Origin of the sequence: Streptomyces sp. NBC_00341 (genome assembly GCF_041435055.1) — a bacterium.
Classification (GTDB): domain Bacteria; phylum Actinomycetota; class Actinomycetes; order Streptomycetales; family Streptomycetaceae; genus Streptomyces.
In genome coordinates this window covers 5,411,648-5,432,480 of record NZ_CP108002.1, presented here as the reverse complement: position 1 = coordinate 5,432,480, position 20,833 = coordinate 5,411,648, and the positions used below count along the sequence as shown (strand labels likewise).

Below are 20,833 nucleotides of genomic sequence, written 5' to 3'. Positions count from 1 at the left end.
TCACCGTCCGTATACGTGTCACTGCTTTTCAGCGTAGCGACGGGCGGCCACGCTGAGTGACGTGAACCGAGAAATCACCCAACCGCGTGCACGCAGCGGACAGTTCGCCGTGCAGCTCTCCGCCACCCGTCGGGGCGCCCGGCTGGCCCGGCTGCTGGCGACCGAACAGCTCCGCTCCTGGGGGCTGCCGCTGGACGACGCCAGACAGGTCATCGCTGAGCTGGCGTCGAACGCGGTGATGCACGGTTACGTACCGGGGCGCGACTTCCGCATCCTGCTGACGGTCACCGGGGACACGCTGCGCATCGAGGTGGCGGACGCACGCGGGGAGCGGCTGCCCCGGGTGCCGGATCAGTCCGAGGTGTACGAGGTGTACGAGTCCGGGCGGGGGCTCCTTCTCGTCGAGGCACTGGCCACGCGCTGGGGCGTCCGGCACGGCCCGTTCCCGCGCAAGACGGTCTGGGCGGAGCTCTCCCTCACCGGATCGTGACCACCGCGACCCGGTCGGCCGCGACGCGGTGGACCACGACCCGGTCGGCCGCGACGCAGCTGCCCACGACGCGGCTGCCCACGACGTAAAAGGCTTTTAAGTCCTTTGGGAAGAAGGAACTCTCAAACCCAACCCCACCCAACCCACCCCGGTGGACCTCAGCAGGCCCCCGCGCACCCGCGTGGGCGCCCGTCACTCACACGGGTGAGGTTGGCCAACTGAGCTGGATTTCGCCCGGGTTGCCTGGCATATGCTCACGAAACCAACTTCAGACATGAGATGGCCCCCGCCGGGACTGGAATCCCGAGCGAGGGCCTGACCAAGAGGAAGCAGCAGATCTTCCCGATGGATAACCAGCAGAATATCGCGCCCTCGCGCGCCTCTTCAGGCACCTCATCAGGTGCCCGGTCCAGCGCCCGGTCCGGCGGTGTCCTCCACGTCAACGTGCGCCACACCAGTCACTTCACGGTCGTGGGCAACCATCTCGCCCAGCACCAGGAGCTCTCCCTGGTCGCGATCGGGCTCGCCGTACACATCCAGTCGCTGCCGGACGGGGCCAAGATCGGCATCAAGTTCCTGGTCGAGCGCTTCCCGGAGAGCGAGTACCGCATCGCTGAGGCCTTGCGCGAACTCGAAACCAAGGGCTACCTGAGGCGCACCCGCGAGCGCCTGGCCAGTGGCCGCGTGATCACGCGCTCGACGTCGTACAACCAGCCGTGCGACGTCGCGGCCGACCTGCCGCCCGCTCCCGCTCCCGTTCCTGTTCCTGTTCCTGTTCCTGTTCCTGCCGCGGCAGCGGCCCCGGTTGAGGCTCCGGCTCCGGCCCCGGTCCTGGTTGCCGCACCGGCCCCCGCGCCCGCTCCCGTACCGGTCCCCGTCTCCGTCCCCGCCCCTCGGCGGCAGGAACCCAACCCGGACCTGCACCGACGCGCGTCGGCCATCCTGCTCGGGCTGCGGCGCGAGGCTCCCGTACTCGTCCTCTCCGAGAGCGACATCCGCAGCCTCACGCCCGCCGTAACCGCCTGGCTGGAACGCGACGCCGCCCCCGCCTCGATCACCCTGGCCCTGACGACGGACCTGCCCGTACCCCTGAAGTACCCGGCCAAGCTGCTGGCGCACCGGCTGAGCGCCCTGCTCCCGGCCGCCGTCCCGCCCGCGCCGTTCACCCCTCCCCCGGTGCCGCTCCAGAACTGCGACGACTGCGACCGCGCGTTCAGAGCCCCCGAGGCCGGCCGGTGCGGCGAGTGCCTCGCGGAGTTGTCCGTCACCGCGTAGCAACCATCAGCTGCTCTCGTCCGGGTACAGGAGGGCAAGGAACTCCCTGACGTTCGCTGCCACTTGTACCCACCCGGTGTCGTTCATGTACAGCACACGCGGAGCGGTGAGCGACTCGCGGTAGTCGAGCATGACCGGCATGTCCGGGCCGAGGTCCGCGATCGAGAGCGACCGTTCCGGGACGATCCCCTCGTTCCTCTCGTCGGCCGGGTCTCCCAGCCAGACGGGGTCCGTCTCGGTGTGCCAGTCGTTGTTCTCCCGTACGAGCACGCTCTCGCTGTAGAAGCACGGCTGCACGGGCTCGTCGTCGAAGATCCGGCGCAGGACCTCCACAGCGGGTGGCACCCACTTCCCCGTCCTGATGAGTCCGGCCAGCTCGGGCGGGACGGGGAGGCCGCCGACGACGAACGCCTCCCCGTCGGCCCGCACACCGTCGCCACTGCCGTTCGCGCTCACGTCTTCTCTTCCACCTTCAGTCCGGTGATCTCCGCCAACTCCTCGATGATCTCCTTCTTGTACTTCTCCGGCACAGTGGTGCGACCCCCGAAGTGCGCCAGGTTGAGGCCCGAGATGAAGGTCACCTCCAGGTTGCCGTCCGGCTTCTTGATGGCCGCGAAGCCCACGGTGTTGTCGGCGTTGCCGAAGTCCTCCCGGTTGATCTTGGCGTGCCCGCCGCGACGGTTGACCAGGGCCCCCTCGGCGTCACCGCTCAGCCTTCCCCTCATCTTGCCGCCCGGCTGCCAGACGCCGGTGAACCCTTCGCCCGGATTCAGATCGTCGATCGAGGCGCGGTTCTGCTCCTTGCTCTGGTCGTCGCCGAACTTCTTGTTGGGCGGAGGAGTGTCGTCGTCGCAGTCGTCTGCCGCGTTCCGGATACCACCGTTGGCCACGGTGGACACGCGCAGGACGCCACCCCGCTCGGCCTCGCGGCCGGGAGCCGCGACCACCGGGCACTTGTCGTCATCCGGGTCGTCCGAGTCGTCGGAGGAGCAGTCGTCCGAGGGCTCCGGGTCCGGCTTCGGGTCGTCCTTGATCGGCGGGGGCGGCGGGTCCGTGAGCCCGATCGCGTTGCTGAGCCTGTCCTCCACGTCCTGGTACCTGTCGATACCGGGGAGGGTGTACCCGGACACCTTCTCCATCACTTCCATCGGAGAAGGGCTCCTCCGCCCCGCTGCGAGCCTGCCGCTGATGAGGACCCGGTGCGGAGCAGCGGCCGAGGCGAGCGTGTAGCGCCCGTTGCCGGGGGCGACGGTGGTCAGGCCGCTGCGGTAAGCGGCGTTGTCGTCCCGGCAGTCGTCCTTGTCGTCGTCATCGTCCTTGTCGTCGTCGTCATCGTCGTCGCCGTCGTCGCAGAGCGCGATGAGGCGGGGCCCTGCACCACCGATGCTCCTTCCCCCACCGATGCTCGCAGCGCCACCGGAGGCGTCCGAACCACCGGATGACGATCCGCTGTCGTCGCAGTCGTCCTCATCGCCACCGGAGTCCCCGCCGGTGGAGTCCCCGCCAGTGGAGTTGGTCCCGCCGGACTTCCCACCGCTGTCACTGCCGCCGGACGAACCACCACTGCTGCTGGACGAGCCGCCGCTGCTGCCGCCGGACGAACCGCCGCTGACCATTCCGCCGCTGAGCAGACCGCCGGTGATGAGCCCACCGCTGAGCAGGCCGCCACTGATCAGACCGCCGCTGGAGTTCCCTCCGGAGGCGCCACCACCGCTGTCTCCACCGCTGCCGCTGTCTCCGCCACCGGAGTCGCTTCCACCGCTACTGGAATCACTACCGCCGGAGTCACCGCCACCGCTATCCCCACCATCGGAGTCACTGCCCCCAGAGTTGTTGCCACCGCTGCTGGAATCATCACCACCGGAGTCGCTTCCACCGCTACTGGAGTCACCGCCGCCACTGTCCCCGCCACCGGAGTCGCTTCCACCACTGCTGGAGTCGCCACCACCGGAGTCACTACCCCCGGAATCGTTGCCACCGGAATCCCCACCACTGCTGCCGCCGGAGACACCGCCGCCACTGTCCCCACCCCCGGAGTCACCACCGCCGGCGCTTCCTCCGCCACTGTCACCGCTGTCACCGCTGTCACCACCGGAGCTGCCGCCGCCGGAGTGGCCTCCGTTGTCCCCGCCCCCGTTGTCCCCGCCGCCGGAGTGGCCGCCGCCGGCACCACCGCTGGAGCTGGAGTCGTCTCCCCCGGAGCTGTTCCCACCGGAGCCATTGCCGCTGCTGCCGGTGGAGTTGTCGCCACCGGACTTCCCGCCGCTGCTACCGCCTGAGACACCACCGCTGACTCCACCACCTGAGTTGTCTCCACCGTCGCTTCCGCTTGCGCTTCCGCTGGCGCCACCCGAGGCACCACCGCCGTCGTCACCACCGCCGTCGTCGTCGTCACCCGAGCTCCCGCCCGAGTCACCACCACTGCCACCACTACTGCCACCGCTGCTGCCGCCACTACTGCCACCAGCGCTGCCACCACCGGCACCTCCACTGGCACCACTACCGCCACCGGAGGGATCACCGCCCTGCCCGCCGCCGTCATCCCCTGCGACCGTGTCGCCCGAGCAGTCGTCCTCCCCGACGAGGCTGCACACCGCCTCCTGGATGCGGCCCGTGATCTGGGCCCCCGTGCCGCTGAGCAGGAGTACGCCGATGATGACGGCGACCAGGGTGATCAGGCCGAGGTACTCGACCGACGTCTGGCCCCGGTTCCGGCGCCACGTGATCAGGTGCGGGATCGACGGGAACGCCTCCCGGCGGAACCACTCACGCGTCCAGCGCGGCCTCACCGCCCGTTGCTGCGGCGGCAGTTCGAACCAGGTCCGGCTGGCGCTCACACTGGCCAGAGCCAGCAGCACGCCCGGGAGCAGCAGTTGGCTGAGCCCGCGCGTCGAGCCCTCGTACAGGTTGACGATGCCACCGGCCAGCAGCCAGACCTGGAGCACGATCAGCCCGATCCAGACCGCTCTCCCACCTGTCCACACGAGCCGCGCCAGAATCACGGCGGCAATACCCGGCACGACCGCGTACAGCGCCATCAGAGAGAGCATCGGGGTGATGTGGCTGCCCAGTTCCAGCAGTGAGTTGAGCACAGCGACGCCGCCCAGCAGCGTGAGGCCGAACATCAGATACAGGAGCACCCGCATCACGGCGAGCGACCGGGGAAGCTCCCCGCGAAGCACCAGGCCTTGTGAGTCCGACAACGGGCAACCCTTCGCCGACTGCTGAAGACGTCCGGCCTCCCCGATCCAGCCGTGACGCGTATGCGTCACGTTAGGTACGCGGGAGGCCCAACCCGAAGGGCCCACGGGCCCATGGCCAGGCCCAAAGGTCGCGTCGGAAGGCCCTCGGACAGCCGGCTGCAACCGCGCGTTCAGGGCACCCGAGGCCGCCCGCGCGGGGACCCGTCGTCAGGGACATCCGGGGAGTCGAAGCGGAACGGCACTCCGAGGTGGTCGGCCAGGGCCCGGCCTGCTCCGGCCGCGACGGTACCCGGCCCGGGGCCGCCGGGGCCGCGGTGGACGGTCGCCAGGTGACCTTCTCCGGCCGGACGCTCCAGGACCGCGACCAGCAGCACGAACCAGTCGTGAACGGTGTCGCCGTCCCACAGGGCCTCAACGCCCGCCACGCGACCCGGGAACGCCGTGGCGCGGGCGGCAAGTGAGGGGACGTCAAGCGGATCGGGCCGGCTGTACCGCACGCGATCGCCAAGGGCCGCGTAACGGGCGTGGACCACCTGTTCCGCCTCGCGCAGGCCCAAATCCATTGGGCGCAGGGCTTCCCACACGGCTCGGACGGCCGTCATTCGACGATCGCCCAGCACGCTCGCGTCCACCTCCTGGCGGGTCTGTTCCTCCAAGTAGTCCCACCAACCGCTCACGTCGCCACCGAACGGAATTGCAAGGCGTGTGTCATGAACCGAATGTAGGGCGCCGCGAGGCCGGTCCGCCCGGCCATGAATCGAATCCAACAGGTCAGCGACTTGCTGGAGTCACTGCGGCTCCCGGCAGCCGGGCCCGTGCAGAATCTGGCGGGTGGGCGTCGCGGACCCAGAAGCCCAGAGCCCAGGAATCCGTGGTGCGGGAAGGCCGGGCGGTCAGTGTGATCCATTTCGTTCTGCTCATCGTGTGCGCGGTGGCGATCTACCTCTCATGCGAGTGGTTCGTCAACGCGGTGGAGTGGCTGGGGCAGCGCCTCGACGTCGGGAAGATGGCGGTCGGGACGATCCTGGCCGCGTTCGGCACCGCGCTGCCGGAGTCGGTCGTCACGCTGGTCGCGGTCACCACGGGCGCCGACGAGGAGGCCAAGAACATCGGCGTCGGCGCGGCGATGGGCGGCCCGCTCGCGCTGTCCACGATCGCCTACGGCGTGACGGGCGCGATGCTGTTCCTCAAGCGGCGCAGGGAGCACGCCCCGGACCCGGCCGGCCGTGGCGACGGTGGCGGCAGTGATGGCGTACGGGCCCCGCTCGGGGACGAGAAGGACATGAAGCGGCTGGCCAAGGACCAGACCTGGTTCCTGCCGATCTTCGTGGTCAAGGTCGCCCTCGGCCTGGTGGCGTTCGCCTTCAAGCCGGTCCTCGGCGTGCTGTTCTTCGCCGCGTACGCCGTCTACTTCTGGCGCGAGATCCGCAGCGGCGACGACGGCGGGGAGGACGAGGAGCTGGAGCCGCTGAAGCTCCGCCCCCGGTCCGCCGTCCCGGAGACCTGGGCCGTCGTGGTCCAGACCCTGGCCACCCTCGCCGTCATCTTCTTCGCGTCCCAGCTGTTCGTGAGGCAGCTCGACGCGATCGGCCCGATGCTCGGGCTCTCGTCCGCCGTCACCGCGCTGCTCCTGTCGCCGGTCGCGACGGAGCTGCCCGAGGTCATGAACGCGATCATCTGGGTCCGGCAGGGCAAGACCCAGCTGGCGCTGGCGAACATCTCCGGCGCGATGATGATCCAGGCGACCGTCCCCAGCGGCCTGGGGCTGCTGTTCACCAGCTGGGAGTTCGACGGCGCCCTGCTCTGGTCCGGGCTGATCACCATGGCCGCGATCGTCTACCTGCTGCTGACGATGCGCGCCCACCGGCTCACCCCCGGGCGGCTGGCCGTGACGGCGCTCTTCTACGCCGTCTTCGGGCTGGGACTCATCCCGATCCTGGCCTGACCCGGCCGACGGCCGTCCTCAGCGGCCTTCAGACGGTCTTGAGCTGGGTGAAGCGGAGGCGGTTGCCGAACGGGTCGCGCAGGCCGCAGTCGATGCCGTAGTCGCGGTCTGTGGGCTCCTCGGTGAACTCGACGCCCTTGGCCAGCAGCGTCTCGTACGTCTTGCGGCAGTCGTCCGTGGTGAGGATGAGCCAGCCGCCCATCGCGCCCTTGGTCACCAGCTCGCGTACCTGCTCCGCGGTCTCCTCGGACATCGCGGGGGCGCCCGGCCGCTCCAGCAGGATCTGGCGCTCGGGGTGGCCGGGGACGCTGACGGCGAGCCAGCGCATGATGCCCATGTCGACATCGGCGGCGACTTCGAGGCCGAGCTTGCCGACGTAGAAGTCGAGGGCCTGGTCCTGGTCGAGGACGTAGATCTGTGAGTGCGTGATTGCGTTGAACATGTGCTCAACGCTACGGGCGCCGGGCCGGGAAAACTTATCCGGAACTGCTGGATCGCGCCGTCGCACCGCCCTCAACTGCTCAGTCGCTGGGCCTCGTCCACGCCATCGTGAAGCACGTGGGTACGCCCGTCGGCACGGATTGCTTGCGGTACGCCCTCGGCGAGCGGCCGACGATCGCGCTGAAGGTACGGCTGAAGGTGCCGGTGCTGCCGAAGCCGACCTCGAAGCAGATGTCCGTCACGCTGCGCCCGGTCTCCCGCAGCAGGAACATCGCGCGCTCCACCCGGCGGCGCTGCAGGTAGCGGTGCGGCGTCTCACCGAACGTGGCCCGGAAGGTGCGCGAGAAGTGCGCCGGGGAGACGTGCGCGATACGGGCCAGGGCGGGTACGTCCAGCGGCTGCGCGTAGGAACGGTCCATCGCGTCCCGGGCCCGGAGCATCCGGCGGTTCGACTCCTCTGCGGCACGGCTCACCCTGCCATCACACCACGGGGACGGGGTGCGGATCCCCGTACAGAAACTCGGCCGCCGTGGCGGCGATGACGCCCGTCACGACGGCCAGCGCGGGCACGTCCAGCTTCCAGTGCTGCCAGTACAGGGGCACGTCCAGCCGCCGTCCCGGCGCCAGTTCCACGAGGGCGCCCGACCGCAGCAGCGGGTCCGCCTGCGCCTCCGGGACCAGGCCCCAGCCGAGACCGGCCGCCACCGCGTCGCAGAAGCCCTCCGACGTGGGCACGTGGTGACGCATCCGCCCAGCACCCGGGGCACTGGGCGAGAGGGACCGGACGAAGCGGTCCTGGAGTTCGTCCCGGCGGTCGAAGACGATCACCGGCGCCTCAGACAGCGAGCGCTCAAGAGGGGCCGTTCCCAGATGGCGTTCCGCGAACCGGGGGGTCGCCACCGGCAGATAGCGGGCCAGGCCCAACGGACGCACGACGCAGCCGGCGACCGGCTCCGCCGACGACGTCACCGCCGCCATCACCTGCCCCTCGCGCAACAGCGTCGCGGTGAGCGCCTCGTCCTCGCGGTGCAGCTCGAAGCAGACCGGCACGTCCTGCGGCACCCGCGTCAGGGCGGTGAGGAACCAGGTGGCCAGCGAGTCCGCGTTCACCGCTATGGGCAGCCGCGCCGGGCCCGAGGCGTCCGCGATGCCCAGCTCCAGGTGCGCTTCGCGCTCCAGCGCGGCCAGTTGGCGCGCGTACCGCACCACCACCCGGCCGGACTCCGTCAGCCTGACCGGCTTCGTCCGCATCAGCAGCACGCGGCCGGTGCGCTGCTCCAACGCCTTGACCCGCTGGCTGACCGCGGACGGCGTCACATGCAGAACCGCGGCGGCGGCATCGAAGGTGCCCTCGGCAACGACGGCGAGCAGCGTGCGCATGTGGTCGGACGGAAGCTCGATCATCACAATCGCTAATCTTACCTAAGAAACTTTAGCTGTACTGATGGTCCCGTGGTCCATAGCGTCGACGGAGTGAACAGCGACATCCTCCCGGTGGCCATCGCCGGATTCAGTACGGGCCTCTCCCTCATCGTCGCCATCGGCGCGCAGAACGCCTTCGTCCTGCGCCAGGGCGTGCGCAGGCAGGCCGTGCTCGCGGTGGTGGGCATCTGCGCCGCGTCGGACGCCGCCCTCATCGCCCTGGGAGTGGCCGGGCTGGGAACCGCGGTGGCCGCGTGGCCCGCCGTCCTGACCGCGGTCGGTCTGGCCGGTGGCGGCTACCTGCTCTGTTACGGCGCCCTGGCCGCGCGCCGCGCCCTGCGCCCCGCCTCCGGGCAGGCGCTGACGGCCGAGGGCGCCTCGACGGGCTCCATCCGTACGGCGGTGCTCACCTGCCTGGCCCTGACCTGGCTCAACCCGCACGTGTACCTCGACACCGTGCTGCTGCTCGGCTCGGTCGCCGCCGAACGCGGCTCGCTGCGCTGGGTCTTCGGGTTCGGAGCGATCCTGGCCAGCCTGGTGTGGTTCGCCGGCCTCGCCTACGGCGCCCGGCTGCTCAGCGGAATCCTCAACCGCCCCGCCGCCTGGCGGATCCTGGACGCGCTCGTCGCGCTCACGATGCTCACGATGGGCGCCATGCTGCTGGCCCGCTCGGTCTGACGCACGCGGCGCACGGATTTCCGTGGCACGACCGCCGTCAGGCCGCCGGCCGGCCCCTTCCCGTACCGTCCTCCGGCTGATGGCGCTCGTGCGGGGTGAAAACGAAGGCCGATGTGTCGCCGTCCAGGTCGATGGTCAGAGCAGCGTCGAGTGCCTTGGCCAGGCGGGTGAGCAGGGGCAGGGTCGGTACGGAATCCCCGCTCTCGATGTGAGAGATCTGGGACTGGGTCATCTCCGCGTTCCTCGCCAACTCCGCCTGCGAGATGCCAAGGACGGCGCGCCGGTCGTAGACGGCCTGCCCCAGCGCGAACGCGTAGCCGGCTTCCACATAGGCGAGGGACTCTTCCTCCGTCTCCCCCAGGAGCTTCCTGGTCCGGCGAGTCTTCCACTGCGCGTGGTTCACGGGCTCTCCTCCGTCCTGTCGTAGTCGTGCCGAGCAGGACCGTGGTCCGACTCGCACACTCAGAAGCTCAGCCACTGCCGGACCTCTGGTTCGATCTCGCCCCGCCGCAAATCACCCACCCGCCTAATATATAGAAATCGATATGAGTCGCGCCGCAACGCGACCTCGACCCCGGCCTCCGGCTAGCGGCCACGCCGGGCCCGCCCGCCACGTGACCGACCCCACCCCCCGCTCCGTTCGAATTCCCGCGACAATGAACCTGTGATCACTTCGCCGACACGGAGCACGAACCGACGCGCCGAGCACGCCGCGACGCCGTACGTCGACCTCTCCCGAGCGGAGTGGAGCGCGCTGCGCGACAAGACGCCGCTGCCGCTGACCGCCGAGGAGGTGGAGCGGCTGCGCGGGCTCGGGGACGTCATCGACCTCGACGAGGTGCGGGATGTATACCTGCCGCTCTCCCGGCTCCTCAACCTGTACGTGCAGGCCACGTCCGGGCTGCGCGGCGCGCTGAACACCTTCCTCGGGGACGCGGGCAACGGGCAGGGGGCGCAGCGCGGCACCCCGTTCGTCATAGGGGTCGCGGGCAGCGTCGCGGTCGGCAAGTCGACCAGCGCCCGTCTCCTCCAGGCGCTGCTGGCCCGCTGGCCGGAGCACCCCCGGGTGGAGCGGGTCACCACCGACGGGTTCCTGCTGCCGATGAAGGAGCTCCACGCGCGCGGGCTGATGTCGCGCAAGGGGTTCCCCGAGTCCTACGACCGGCGCGCCCTGACCCGCTTCGTCGCGGACATCAAGGCGGGCAAGGACGAGGTGACCGCCCCCGTCTACTCGCACCTGATCTACGACATCGTGCCCGGTGAGCGGCTCGCCGTCCGGCGCCCCGACATCCTCATCGTCGAGGGGCTGAACGTGCTCCAGCCCGCGCTCCCCGGCAAGGACGGCCGCACCAGGGTCGGGCTGGCGGACTACTTCGACTTCAGCGTGTACGTGGACGCCCGGCCCGAGGACATCGAGACCTGGTACCTCAACCGCTTCCGCAAGCTGCGCGAGACGGCGTTCCAGGACCCGTCCTCGTACTTCCGCAAGTACACACAGGTCTCCGAGGCGGAGGCGCTGGAGTACGCGGCGACGATGTGGCGGACCATCAACAAGCCGAATCTGGTGGAGAACGTCGCGCCGACCCGGGGCCGTGCCACCCTGGTGCTCCGCAAGGGCCCCGACCACAAGGTCCAGCGGCTGTCCCTGCGCAAGCTCTGAGCCGCAGGACCCACCCGAGGAGCCCGTTGTGCTGCATCTGCGTCTGATCGTGCCCACCGGCCGTACGGACGAGGTGACGGATCTGCTGGAGCGGACCGTCGGCACCGCCCATCTCGTGGTGCTGCCGGGCGTGGCCCGCGACCCGGTGGGCGACGTGGTGATGTGCGACGTGGCGCGGGAGGCGGGCGACGAGCTGATCGGGGCGCTGCGGGAGCTCGGCGTCGACGAGTACGGCTCGATCACCGTCGAGAACATGGACCTGACGCTCTCCGCGCGCGCCGACCGGGCCGAGGCGGACGCCCCGGGCGAGGGCGCGGACGCGGTGCTGTGGGAGGAGCTGACGGAGGCGACCCACGAGGAGTCGACGTTCAGCGTCACCTACGTGGCGTTCCTCGCGGTCGCGACGATGCTCGCCGCCTGCGGTGTGATGCTCGACAACGCGATCCTGATCGTGGGCGCGATGGCGGTGGGCCCGGAGTTCGGTCCGCTGGCCGGGATCTCCACGGCCCTGGTGCAGCGGGCTCCGCGGCTGGTCTGGCGCTCGCTGCTGGCGCTGATCGGCGGCTTCGCCGTGGCGATGGTGCTGACGGCCGGTTTCGCCTGGCTGATGGACGTCCTCGGGCTGTTCGACATGGGGATGATCGAGGCGGACCGGCCCAACACGGCGTTCGTCTGGCAGCCCGACTGGATGTCGTTCGTGGTCGCGTTCCTCGCGGGCATCGCCGGGACGCTCTCCCTCACCTCGGCCAAGTCCGGCGCGCTGATCGGGGTCGCGATCTCCGTGACGACCGTGCCGGCCGCGGCCAACGCGGCGGTGGCGTTCAGCTACAGCGACTACGGCCAGATGACCGGCTCCGTGCAGCAGCTGCTGGCGAACCTCGGCGGGATCGTGCTGGCGGGGACGCTGACGCTGCTGGCCCAGAAGGCCCTGTGGCGGGCGGCCCGCAACCGGGGTGCGAACGTCCGGCCCCCGGCGCGGACGGCCGCGGACCGGCGCGGCGGGAGCTGAGAGCGCCCCCCGGAGCCGGGGCACCGGCCCCGGCTCCGGGCTCCGCGCTCCGGGCGCCCGCCCGTATCGCTCTCCCGCTACCCCGCTATCCCGCTATCCCGCTATCCCGCTATCCGAGCGCGGACTTCACCACGTCGGCCAGTCGGCCGGCCACCGCGCGCGCCTGCTCGATGTCGGCCGCCTCGACCATGACCCGTACCAGCGGCTCCGTGCCCGACTGGCGCAGCAGCACGCGTCCGGTGGCGCCCAGCTCGCGCTCGGCCTCGGACACGGCCACGGCCAGCTCCGGGGAGGTGGACACCCGGGACTTGTCGACGTCCGGCACGTTGATGAGGACCTGCGGCAGGCGCTCCATCACACCCGCCAGCTCGGCGAGCGTACGGCCGGTGGCGGCGACCCTGGCCGCCAGCATCAGGCCGGTCAGCGTGCCGTCACCGGTCGTGGCGTGGTCCAGGACGATGACGTGGCCGGACTGCTCGCCGCCCAGGGCGTAACCCTGGTCCTTCATCGACTCCAGCACATAGCGGTCGCCCACCGCGGTCTGGACGAGCTCGATGCCCTCCCGCTCCATGGCGATCTTGAAGCCGAGGTTCGACATCACGGTGCCGACCACGGTGCCCTTGCGGAGCTGCCCGGCGTCGCGCATGGCGAGGGCGAGGACGGCCAGGATCTGGTCGCCGTCGATCTCCTCGCCCGCCGCGTCCACGGCCAGGCAGCGGTCGGCGTCACCGTCGTGCGCGATGCCGAGGTCGGCGCCGTGCTCGACGACGGCGGCGCGGAGCAGCTCCAGGTGCGTGGAGCCGCAGCCGTCGTTGATGTTCAGGCCGTCCGGCTCGGCGCCGATCGTGACGATCTCGGCCCCGGCGCGGGCGAACGCCTCCGGCGAGACGCGGGCCGCGGCACCGTGCGCCTCGTCCAGTACGACCTTCAGGCCGTCGAGCCGGTTGGGCAGTACGCCGATGAGGTGAGCGACGTAGCGGTCGAAGCCCTCCGCGTAGTCGCTGATGCGGCCCACTCCGGCGCCGGTGGGGCGGGCCCACGGCTCGCCCGTGCGGTGCTGCTCGTAGACCGTCTCGATGCGGTCCTCCAGCTCGTCCGCGAGCTTGTGGCCGCCGCGGGCGAAGAACTTGATGCCGTTGTCCGGCATGGCGTTGTGGCTGGCGGAGAGCATCACGCCGATGTCGGCGCCCAGCGCACCCGTGAGGTACGCCACGGCGGGGGTCGGCAGCACGCCGACGCGCAGGACGTCGACGCCCGCGCTGGCGAGGCCCGCCACCACTGCGGCCTCCAGGAACTCTCCGGAGGCACGGGGATCTCTGCCGACCACGGCCGTCGGCCGGTGGCCCGCGAAGGTGCCCACCTCGCCCAGTACGTGCGCCGCAGCGACCGACAGGCCGAGCGCGAGCTCAGCCGTCAGGTCCGCATTGGCGACACCGCGCACGCCGTCCGTGCCGAAGAGTCGTCCCACTGGTGTCCTCCGAAGGTGCTCCGAAACGCAAAAAACAGACCAGGCAGTCCACGAGCGTATGAACGTCTTATGCCGTTATATGCCCGAGGCTGTCAATAAACGAACGCCCCGGCAGCACGAGGTGTGCCGCCGGGGCGAACGTGTAACGCGGATGAGCAGGCGGTTTAGCGCTTGCTGTACTGCGGGGCCTTACGGGCCTTCTTGAGACCGGCCTTCTTGCGCTCGACCGCACGGTCGTCGCGGGAGAGGAAGCCGGCCTTCTTCAGCGTGGCGCGGTTGTTGTCCTCGTCCGCCTCGTTGAGCGAACGGGCGACACCGAGGCGCAGGGCACCGGCCTGGCCGGAGACGCCGCCACCCGAGATGCGGGCGATGACGTCGTAGCGACCGTCGAGCTCGAGCACCTTGAAGGGCTCGTTGACTTCCTGCTGGTGCACCTTGTTGGGGAAGTAGTCCTCAAGGGTGCGACCGTTGATCTTCCACTTGCCGGTGCCCGGGATGATCCGGACGCGGGCGATGGCGTTCTTGCGACGGCCAAGGCCGGCCGCGGGCTGCGGGTCGCCGAAGCGGCCCACGAGCGACTCCGAGGTGTACTCGCCCTCGACGGGCACCTCGGACTCGAAGGTGGTCACCTCGGCGAAGGTCTCTTCGCCCTCGGTGACCTCGGTGCCCTCGACGGGCGTCTCTGCAGTGGTCTCGGCCACGATTCTCCTCAGATCTTTCTGTACGTCTTAGGGGGAGGCCGGAACTACTGCGCGACCTGGGTGATCTCGAACGGGACCGGCTGCTGGGCAGCGTGCGGGTGCTGGTCACCCGCGTAGACCTTGAGCTTCGAGATCATCTGGCGACCCAGAGTGTTCTTGGGGATCATGCCCTTGATGGCCTTCTCGACAGCCTTCTCGGGGTTCTTCGCGAGAAGCTCGTCGTAGCGCACGGAGCGCAGACCGCCCGGGAACCCGGAGTGGCGGTACGCCATCTTCTGGGTCTTCTTGTTGCCGGAGAGGTGAACCTTCTCGGCGTTGATGATGATGACGAAGTCGCCCATGTCCATGTGGGGGGCGTAGATCGCCTTGTGCTTGCCTCGGAGGAGGTTCGCAGCCGTGGTGGCCAGACGGCCCAGGACGATGTCCTCGGCGTCAATGATGTGCCACTGGCGAGTGACATCGCCGGGCTTGGGGCTGTACGTACGCACTTCGTAGCCTTCGCTTCTTCAGTGGATGGGGTCCAGACACATGGCACCTCTGAAGCGATATGCAGCTGGGGCTGACAATGCCGGGGACGCTGCCCGTATGCGAGCCACTGGTAACTGCTCCAGAGAACCTACGTAAGGGCCCTTCGCGTGAGAACGACGAAGCCAATACGTATAACAACGCCCGAGAGTACCCGCCACGCCCCGGACGGGTCAAAACGGTGCCCTCGGCCGGGGGCGCGCGGGTTTGGGGCGCGGGCTTCCGGGGTGCGGGGTTCCGTCCTCAATCGCCGGACGGGCTTGGGTGCGGGTCCCCCGCGGGGTGCGCTTTCCCGGTGGGTGGGGGTTCGGGGTCCCTCCGGGGCGTCTCCTCAAACGACGAACGTGCGGCGGGTACGCAGCGGACCCGGGTATCCGTTCGTCGTCCTGCGGGGACTCCCCTGCACGCCCCCGAACCCGGCCGTCGCGCGTCTGCGACAGTCGCGGGGCCGGTGTGCAGACGCGAGTGATGCTGGGGTGGGGACGTGCAGGGGAGTCCCCGCAGGAAATGGCGTACGACCCGGGTCCCTCACGTACCCGGGTGAACACGCCATTTTCGAGGAGACGCCCCGGAGGGGCACCACCCCCCGCCCACCGGGGCAGGCGCACCCCGCACAGGCGGAGCACCCGCACCAAAGCCCGTCCGGCGATTGAGGACGGAACCCCGCGCCCCGGACCGGGGCAAGCGCAACACGGGACCCAGCGCCGCAGGGGCCCCGCCGGAGGCCTAACGGACCCGGGACACCCTTCGCTCGTCCCAGACCGGCTCCGCCGTCTCCCGTACGACCCCGTCGGAGCCGAAGACCAGATACCGGTCGAAGGACTTCGCGAACCAGCGGTCGTGCGTGACGGCCATCACCGTGCCGTCGTACACCTCAAGGCCGTCCTGGAGCGCCTCGGCCGACTCCAGGTCCAGGTTGTCCGTCGGCTCGTCCAGGAGCAGCGCCGTCGTACCGGCCAGTTCGAGCAGCAGGATCTGGAACCGGGCCTGCTGGCCGCCGGACAGCTTCTCGAAGGGCTGGTCCCCCTGCCGCTCCAGCTCGTACCGCCGCAGCACCGACATCGCGCCGCCCCGGTCCTTGGCCTGCTCCGTCCACAGGATCTCGACGAGCGTCTTGCCGAGGAGCTCCGGGTGGGCGTGGGTCTGCGCGAAGTGGCCGGCCACCACCCTCGCCCCGAGCTTCCACTCCCCCGTGTGCGCCACCGGCTCGCCGGCCAGGAGCCGCAGGAAGTGCGACTTGCCCGACCCGTTGGAGCCGAGGACGGCGACCCGCTCCCCGTAGAAGATCTCCAGGTCGAACGGCTTCATCAGGCCGGTCAGCTCAAGGTTCTTGCAGGTCACCGCCCGCATCCCGGTCCGGCCGCCGCGCAGCCGCATCCGGATGTCCTGCTCGCGGGGCGGCTCCGGCGGCGGGCCCGCGTCCTCGAACTTCTTGAACCGGGTCTGCATCGCGTGGTAGCGGTTCGCCATGTCGGGGCTGTTCGCCGCCTGCTGCCGCATCCGCAGGACGAGCGCCTTCAGCCGGGCGTGCTCCTCCTCCCAGCGCCGCAGCAGCTCCTCGAAGCGCGCGAACCGCTCCTTGCGGGCCTGGTGATACGTGGCGAAGCCGCCGCCGTGCACCCATACGTCGCTGCCGGCCGCACTGGGCTCGACGCTGACGATCTTCTCGGCGGCCCGGGACAGCAGCTCCCGGTCGTGGGAGACGAAGAGGACCGTCTTACGGGTCTCCTTCAGCTTCTCCTCCAGCCAGCGCTTTCCGGGGACGTCCAGATAGTTGTCCGGCTCGTCGAGCAGCAGCACCTCGTCGGGCCCGCGCAGCAGCGCCTCCAGGACCAGCCGCTTCTGCTCACCGCCGGAGAGCGTGCGCACCTCGCGCCACTGCGCCTTCTCGTACGGGACGCCGAGCGCCGCCGTCGTGCACATGTCCCAGACGGTCTCGGCCTCGTACCCGCGCGCCTCCGCCCAGTCGCTGAGCGCCTGCGCGTACGCCATCTGCGCGGCCTCGTCGTCCACGGCGAGGATCTTCTCCTCGGCCCGGTCGACGGCCTGCGCGGCCTCCCGGATACGGGGCTGGGCGACGGATACCAGCAGGTCGCGCACGGTGCGTTCGTCGCGTACCGAGCCGACGAACTGCTGCATCACGCCGAGCCCGCCGCTCACCGAGACCGAGCCGCCGTGCGGCTGGAGCTCACCGGCGAGCAGCCGCAGCAGCGTGGTCTTCCCGGCGCCGTTCGCCCCGACGAGGGCGACCACCGCGCCGTCCGCCACACGGAACGAAGCATCGCCGAGCAGCACCCGCCCGTCCGGTAGGTAGTACTCCAGATGGCCTGCTTCAAGATGTCCCATACACAGCATTGTCACGGCCCGCGAAGCTCTGGCCCAACCGGTTTGTGTTCCGTCTAGGATTCGCGGCATGAGCTTTGGGCAAGGGGGGCCCTCCTGGGGGCCAGGGGAGAGCGGTACTCCGGACTGGTCGGCTCTGGCCGACCAGTCCGCGGCGCGGAACAAGCGCAAGAGGTGGCTGATGATCGGCGGGGGCGCGCTGGCCACCGCCGCCGTCGCGGCGATCGTGGCGACGGCGGTGATCAAGACCAACAAGGACGACACCGCCGCTTCCGGGGGGAAGGACGCGAGCCAGCTGCCGTCGGCGACGGACCTGCCGAGCCAGACGGCCGAGCCGGAGCCGTCCTTCTCCGCGGTGCAGCCGCCACCACCGCCGGACCCGAAGGACTACATATCCGACGTGAAGAAGGACCGGGCGCCCGTCAGCGCCGACGCCTTCTTCCCCGGCAAGCAGCTCAAGATGGGCGACCGCGTCTACGCCAAGGGCGCCACGAACCGGACGACGAAGTGCGCCGCCGCCACCCAGGGCGCACTCGGCTCGATCCTCGTCGGCAACGGCTGCGACCAGGTCATCCGGGCCACCTACAGCCGCAGCGGCGTGGCGGTGACGATCGGGCTGGCGGTCTTCGAGACCGAGGCCCAGGCCAAGAAGACCGCCCAGCAGGCCTCAGGCAGCATCGCGTCACTGAGCGGCTCGGGTGTGCCGACGTTCTGCCGGGGCGGCGCCGTCTGCCGCCGTACGACCAACTACTACGGCCGGTACGTCTACTTCGCGATCAGCGGCTTCACCAACGGCAAGAGCGTCACCAAGGCCGACAAGAACGTCTTCACCGTGGGGAACGACCTGACGGACTTCACGTTCCGCCAGATCCGCCACCGCGGCGAGGTCCAGGCCTCGGAGGCGGCCACCGCCCCCACCACATGACCCCTACCACCTGACCCCCGCCGCACGGGGCCGGCCGCTCAGCAGCAGCCGGCCCCCGGCAGCGTCCGCACGTTACGGGCCTCGACAGCCCGCGCGGCCAGCAACTCATCGGCCGGGTAAGCCACTTCCTCCAGCGTCAGCCCGTGCGGCCGCACCACGTGGACCCCGGGGTCCCGCACCCCGGCAGCGAGCACCTCGGCCGGCCAGGCGGCCGGGCGCCGCCCGTCCCCCACGAACAGGGCCGCCCCGATCAGCGCCCGCACCATGTTGTGGCAGAACGCGTCGGCCTGCACGGTCGCCGTCATGACCCCGGACGCCTCGTCCCGCACCCAGTTCAGCTTCTGGAGGGTGCGGATGGTCGTCGCGCCCTCGCGCTTCTTGCAGTACGCGGCGAAGTCGTGCTCGCCGGTCATCAGCGCCGCCGCCTCGTTCATCGCATCGATGTCCAACGGCCGGTCGTGCCACAGGACATGACCCCGGATCAGCGGATCGACCCCGCCCGGCCGGTCCGCCACCCGGTACGCGTACCTGCGCCACAGCGCCGAGAAGCGCGCGTTGAAACCCGCCGGGGCCTCCTCGATCCGCATGATCCGCACATCGGGCGCCATCCGCCCGGCCATCCGCCGCAGCAGCTTGTCCGCGTGCTCGGCCCACACCTCGGCAGGCAGGTCCACGTGCGCCACCTGGCCGCGGGCGTGCACCCCGGCATCGGTGCGCCCGGCCACGGTCAGGTCGTACGTCCGCGAGGAGCGGGTCACGGTGCGCAGGGCGTCCTCGATCTCCCCCTGGACGGTGCGCCGGCTCGTCTGTTTCGCCCAGCCGGAGAAGTCCTTGCCGTCGTAGGCCAGGTCCAGCCGCACCCGTACGAAACCGGGCTCCACCACGTCACTCACACCAGCGGTCCTTTCAAGATCCGTACAAGCGGAACGGGCCCGCACCGCCCCGAAGGGTGATGCGGGCCCGTCCAGAGGTCTCAGAACGCTCAGGCGTCCTTGGACTCCTCGTCGGCGGCGGCCGGCTTGGCGTCCTCGACGGACTCGACCGGGGTCTCGTCCTTCTTGGCCGCGTCCTCCTTGACCGCACGCTTCGTGGCGGCCTCGGCCTCACCGGTGGCAGCCTGCGCCACGGTCAGGGCCTCGACCAGCTCGATGACGGCCATCGGGGCGTTGTCGCCACGACGGTTGCCGATCTTGGTGATACGGGTGTAACCACCGGGGCGGTTCTCGTACCGCGGGGCGATCTCGGTGAAGAGCGTGTGGACGATGCCCTTGTCCGTGATCGACTGCAGCACCAGGCGACGGTTGTGGATGTCGCCCTTCTTGGCCTTGGTGATGAAACGCTCGGCGACCGGACGCAGGCGGCGGGCCTTGGCCTCGGTCGTGGTGATGCGGCCGTGCTCGAACAGCGACTTCGCGAGGTTGTTGAGAAGAAGCTTCTCGTGCGCAGCGCTGCCGCCCAGACGGGCGCCCTTGGCGGGCTGAGGCATGGTATTTCTCCTTGTGTGCTGCACCGGCCGTATCAGGTACCGGTGTCAGTTCCCGCGCGGCGGTCGCCACACGGAAGTCTTACGAGCCGAACATTCAAGCCCGTCCGGCGCTTGAGGACAAAGCCCTCGCCCGGTCCGGGGCACCCAGCAATACCGGGCACCCCAGCCGGAGGCGACTCAGTACTGCTCGGTCTCCACGAAACCGGCATCCGCGTCGTCGTCCGCACCGAACGCGTCGGCAGCGGCGGTCGGGTCGAAGCCGGGAGGCGAGTCCTTCAGCGCCAGGCCCATACCGGCCAGCTTCGCCTTGACCTCGTCGATCGACTTCGCACCGAAGTTGCGGATGTCGAGCAGGTCCGCCTCGGAGCGGGCCACGAGCTCGCCCACCGAGTGGATGCCCTCGCGCTTGAGGCAGTTGTACGAGCGGACCGTGAGCTCCAGCTCCTCGATCGGCAGCGCCAGATCGGCGGCGAGCGCGGCGTCCGTCGGGGACGGGCCCATGTCGATGCCCTCGGCGTCGATGTTGAGCTCGCGCGCCAGACCGAACAGCTCGACCAGGGTCTTACCGGCCGACGCCATGGCGTCACGGGGACGCATGGCCTGCTTGGTCTCGACGTCGACGATCAGCTTGTCGAAGTCGGTGCGCTGCTCGACACGGGTCGCCTCGACCTTGTACGTGACCTTGAGCACCGGCGAGTAGATGGAGTCGACCGGAATCCGGCCGATCTCCTGGCCCACCTGCTTGTTCTGGACGGCGGAGACGTAGCCGCGACCGCGCTCGACGGTCAGCTCCATCTCCAGCTTGCCCTTGCCGTTCAGGGTGGCCATGACGAGGTCCGGGTTGTGGACCTCGACACCGGCCGGCGGGGCGATGTCGGCAGCGGTGACCAGGCCGGGGCCCTGCTTGCGCAGGTACATCACGACCGGCTCGTCGTGCTCGGAGGAGACGACCAGCTGCTTGATGTTGAGGATGAGGTCGGTGACGTCCTCCTTGACACCCGGCACGGTGGTGAACTCGTGCAGAACGCCGTCGATCCGGATGCTGGTGACAGCGGCGCCCGGGATCGAGGAGAGGAGCGTACGGCGAAGAGAGTTACCGAGCGTGTAGCCGAAACCCGGCTCCAGGGGCTCGATGACGAACCGCGAGCGGAACTCGTCAACGACCTCTTCGGTCAGCGACGGACGCTGAGCGATAAGCATGTGTGAATCCTTCAGTCGTGGGCGACCACTATTTGACGCCCGACAGATGAAACAAGGATACG

The 20,833-nt window shown here is 69.9% G+C and carries 21 protein-coding genes; 7 read left to right on the top strand and 14 right to left on the bottom strand.

The genetic code is table 11. The features are described 5' to 3' along the window. The first annotated feature begins 61 nt into the window (after positions 1-61). Complete coding sequence (locus tag OG892_RS24585) at positions 62-490, top strand: ATP-binding protein (RefSeq protein WP_371630290.1); 429 nt, start codon at positions 62-64, stop codon at positions 488-490. 345 nt (positions 491-835) lie between these two features. Then, complete coding sequence (locus tag OG892_RS24580) at positions 836-1,765, top strand: helix-turn-helix domain-containing protein (protein ID WP_371630289.1); 930 nt, start codon at positions 836-838, stop codon at positions 1,763-1,765. A 6-nt stretch (positions 1,766-1,771) separates the two neighbouring features. On the opposite strand, the gene OG892_RS24575 is transcribed toward OG892_RS24580, so the two are convergent. The 3 genes from OG892_RS24575 to OG892_RS24565 all read right to left on the bottom strand — a co-directional run bounded on the left by OG892_RS24575 (position 1,772) and on the right by OG892_RS24565 (position 5,645). Beyond that, entirely contained in the window at positions 1,772-2,221 is a 450-nt protein-coding gene (locus tag OG892_RS24575; protein WP_073732658.1) for a hypothetical protein, read from the bottom strand. Next, a complete protein-coding gene (locus OG892_RS24570) occupies positions 2,218-4,968 on the bottom strand; it encodes a hypothetical protein (RefSeq protein WP_371630288.1) in 2,751 nt (916 codons plus the stop codon). The genes OG892_RS24575 and OG892_RS24570 overlap by 4 nt, the downstream gene beginning before the upstream one ends. A 170-nt stretch (positions 4,969-5,138) precedes the next feature. Further along, positions 5,139-5,645, bottom strand: coding sequence for a hypothetical protein (locus OG892_RS24565; RefSeq protein ID WP_371630287.1), 507 nt, complete (start codon positions 5,643-5,645; stop codon positions 5,139-5,141). A gap of 221 nt (positions 5,646-5,866) precedes the next feature. Here OG892_RS24565 and OG892_RS24560 point away from each other — a divergent pair, with 221 nt between their 5' ends. Then, positions 5,867-6,913 carry a sodium:calcium antiporter gene (locus OG892_RS24560; RefSeq protein WP_328865756.1) on the top strand — a complete coding sequence of 349 codons (1,047 nt, stop codon included), beginning with the start codon at positions 5,867-5,869 and terminating at the stop codon, positions 6,911-6,913. Positions 6,914-6,941: 28 nt separating this feature from the next. Here the strand turns inward: OG892_RS24560 and OG892_RS24555 are convergent, their stop codons facing one another. The 3 genes from OG892_RS24555 to OG892_RS24545 all read right to left on the bottom strand — a co-directional run bounded on the left by OG892_RS24555 (position 6,942) and on the right by OG892_RS24545 (position 8,758). Then, on the bottom strand, positions 6,942-7,355 hold the full coding sequence (locus OG892_RS24555) for a VOC family protein (RefSeq protein ID WP_073732660.1): 414 nt from the start codon (positions 7,353-7,355) through the stop codon (positions 6,942-6,944). Between the two features lie 79 nt (positions 7,356-7,434). Then, a complete protein-coding gene (locus tag OG892_RS24550) occupies positions 7,435-7,827 on the bottom strand; it encodes a helix-turn-helix domain-containing protein (protein ID WP_199884274.1) in 393 nt (130 codons plus the stop codon). Between the two features lie 7 nt (positions 7,828-7,834). Beyond that, positions 7,835-8,758 (bottom strand): LysR family transcriptional regulator ArgP, encoded by a 924-nt coding sequence (locus tag OG892_RS24545; protein WP_371630286.1) that lies wholly within the window; start codon positions 8,756-8,758, stop codon positions 7,835-7,837. A gap of 69 nt (positions 8,759-8,827) precedes the next feature. Here OG892_RS24545 and OG892_RS24540 point away from each other — a divergent pair, with 69 nt between their 5' ends. Beyond that, positions 8,828-9,454 (top strand): LysE/ArgO family amino acid transporter, encoded by a 627-nt coding sequence (locus tag OG892_RS24540; protein WP_371630285.1) that lies wholly within the window; start codon positions 8,828-8,830, stop codon positions 9,452-9,454. 37 nt (positions 9,455-9,491) lie between these two features. Here OG892_RS24540 and OG892_RS24535 read toward each other — a convergent pair whose 3' ends face one another. Next, a complete protein-coding gene (locus OG892_RS24535; protein ID WP_371630284.1) occupies positions 9,492-9,857 on the bottom strand; it encodes a multiprotein-bridging factor 1 family protein in 366 nt (121 codons plus the stop codon). A gap of 261 nt (positions 9,858-10,118) precedes the next feature. On the opposite strand from OG892_RS24535, the gene coaA reads away from it, so the two are divergent. Next, entirely contained in the window at positions 10,119-11,114 is a 996-nt protein-coding gene (coaA, locus tag OG892_RS24530) for a type I pantothenate kinase (RefSeq protein WP_371630283.1), read from the top strand. A 28-nt stretch (positions 11,115-11,142) separates the two neighbouring features. Then, a complete protein-coding gene (locus tag OG892_RS24525; protein WP_371630282.1) occupies positions 11,143-12,123 on the top strand; it encodes a DUF389 domain-containing protein in 981 nt (326 codons plus the stop codon). Between the two features lie 109 nt (positions 12,124-12,232). Here the strand turns inward: OG892_RS24525 and glmM are convergent, their stop codons facing one another. From glmM to OG892_RS24505, 4 genes are all read right to left on the bottom strand, one after another. Continuing rightward, positions 12,233-13,591: a phosphoglucosamine mutase gene (gene glmM / locus OG892_RS24520; RefSeq protein WP_073732667.1), complete on the bottom strand. Its 1,359-nt coding sequence runs from the start codon at positions 13,589-13,591 to the stop codon at positions 12,233-12,235. Positions 13,592-13,755: 164 nt separating this feature from the next. After that, the gene (gene rpsI, locus OG892_RS24515; protein ID WP_024490228.1) at positions 13,756-14,292 is read right to left on the bottom strand and encodes a 30S ribosomal protein S9; all 537 of its coding nucleotides are present in this window, start codon (positions 14,290-14,292) and stop codon (positions 13,756-13,758) included. Positions 14,293-14,336: 44 nt separating this feature from the next. Further along, complete coding sequence (rplM, locus tag OG892_RS24510; protein WP_024490227.1) at positions 14,337-14,780, bottom strand: 50S ribosomal protein L13; 444 nt, start codon at positions 14,778-14,780, stop codon at positions 14,337-14,339. A 763-nt stretch (positions 14,781-15,543) separates the two neighbouring features. Further along, positions 15,544-17,163 carry an ABC-F family ATP-binding cassette domain-containing protein gene (locus OG892_RS24505; RefSeq protein WP_073732669.1) on the bottom strand — a complete coding sequence of 540 codons (1,620 nt, stop codon included), beginning with the start codon at positions 17,161-17,163 and terminating at the stop codon, positions 15,544-15,546. A 67-nt stretch (positions 17,164-17,230) separates the two neighbouring features. Here OG892_RS24505 and OG892_RS24500 point away from each other — a divergent pair, with 67 nt between their 5' ends. After that, the gene (locus OG892_RS24500; protein WP_371630281.1) at positions 17,231-18,085 is read left to right on the top strand and encodes a hypothetical protein; all 855 of its coding nucleotides are present in this window, start codon (positions 17,231-17,233) and stop codon (positions 18,083-18,085) included. 38 nt (positions 18,086-18,123) lie between these two features. On the opposite strand, the gene truA is transcribed toward OG892_RS24500, so the two are convergent. The 3 genes from truA to OG892_RS24485 form a co-directional block, all read right to left on the bottom strand. Beyond that, positions 18,124-18,978: a tRNA pseudouridine(38-40) synthase TruA gene (gene truA / locus OG892_RS24495; RefSeq protein WP_371630280.1), complete on the bottom strand. Its 855-nt coding sequence runs from the start codon at positions 18,976-18,978 to the stop codon at positions 18,124-18,126. An 89-nt stretch (positions 18,979-19,067) separates the two neighbouring features. After that, positions 19,068-19,571 (bottom strand): 50S ribosomal protein L17, encoded by a 504-nt coding sequence (rplQ, locus tag OG892_RS24490; RefSeq protein ID WP_073732672.1) that lies wholly within the window; start codon positions 19,569-19,571, stop codon positions 19,068-19,070. Positions 19,572-19,748: 177 nt separating this feature from the next. Next, positions 19,749-20,771 (bottom strand): DNA-directed RNA polymerase subunit alpha, encoded by a 1,023-nt coding sequence (locus tag OG892_RS24485; protein ID WP_024491600.1) that lies wholly within the window; start codon positions 20,769-20,771, stop codon positions 19,749-19,751. Positions 20,772-20,833: the final 62 nt, after the last annotated feature.

Bases quoted from the DNA above. Each gene is read 5' to 3' on its own strand.
- OG892_RS24580 (WP_371630289.1), top strand. From the start codon at position 836: ATGGATAACCAGCAGAATATCGCGCCCTCGCGCGCCTCTTCAGGCACC.
- OG892_RS24555 (WP_073732660.1), bottom strand. From the start codon at position 7,355: ATGTTCAACGCAATCACGCACTCACAGATCTACGTCCTCGACCAGGAC.
- OG892_RS24545 (WP_371630286.1), bottom strand. From the start codon at position 8,758: ATGATCGAGCTTCCGTCCGACCACATGCGCACGCTGCTCGCCGTCGTT.
- OG892_RS24505 (WP_073732669.1), bottom strand. From the start codon at position 17,163: ATGGGACATCTTGAAGCAGGCCATCTGGAGTACTACCTACCGGACGGG.
- OG892_RS24500 (WP_371630281.1), top strand. From the start codon at position 17,231: ATGAGCTTTGGGCAAGGGGGGCCCTCCTGGGGGCCAGGGGAGAGCGGT.
- rplQ (WP_073732672.1), bottom strand. From the start codon at position 19,571: ATGCCTCAGCCCGCCAAGGGCGCCCGTCTGGGCGGCAGCGCTGCGCAC.
- OG892_RS24485 (WP_024491600.1), bottom strand. From the start codon at position 20,771: ATGCTTATCGCTCAGCGTCCGTCGCTGACCGAAGAGGTCGTTGACGAG.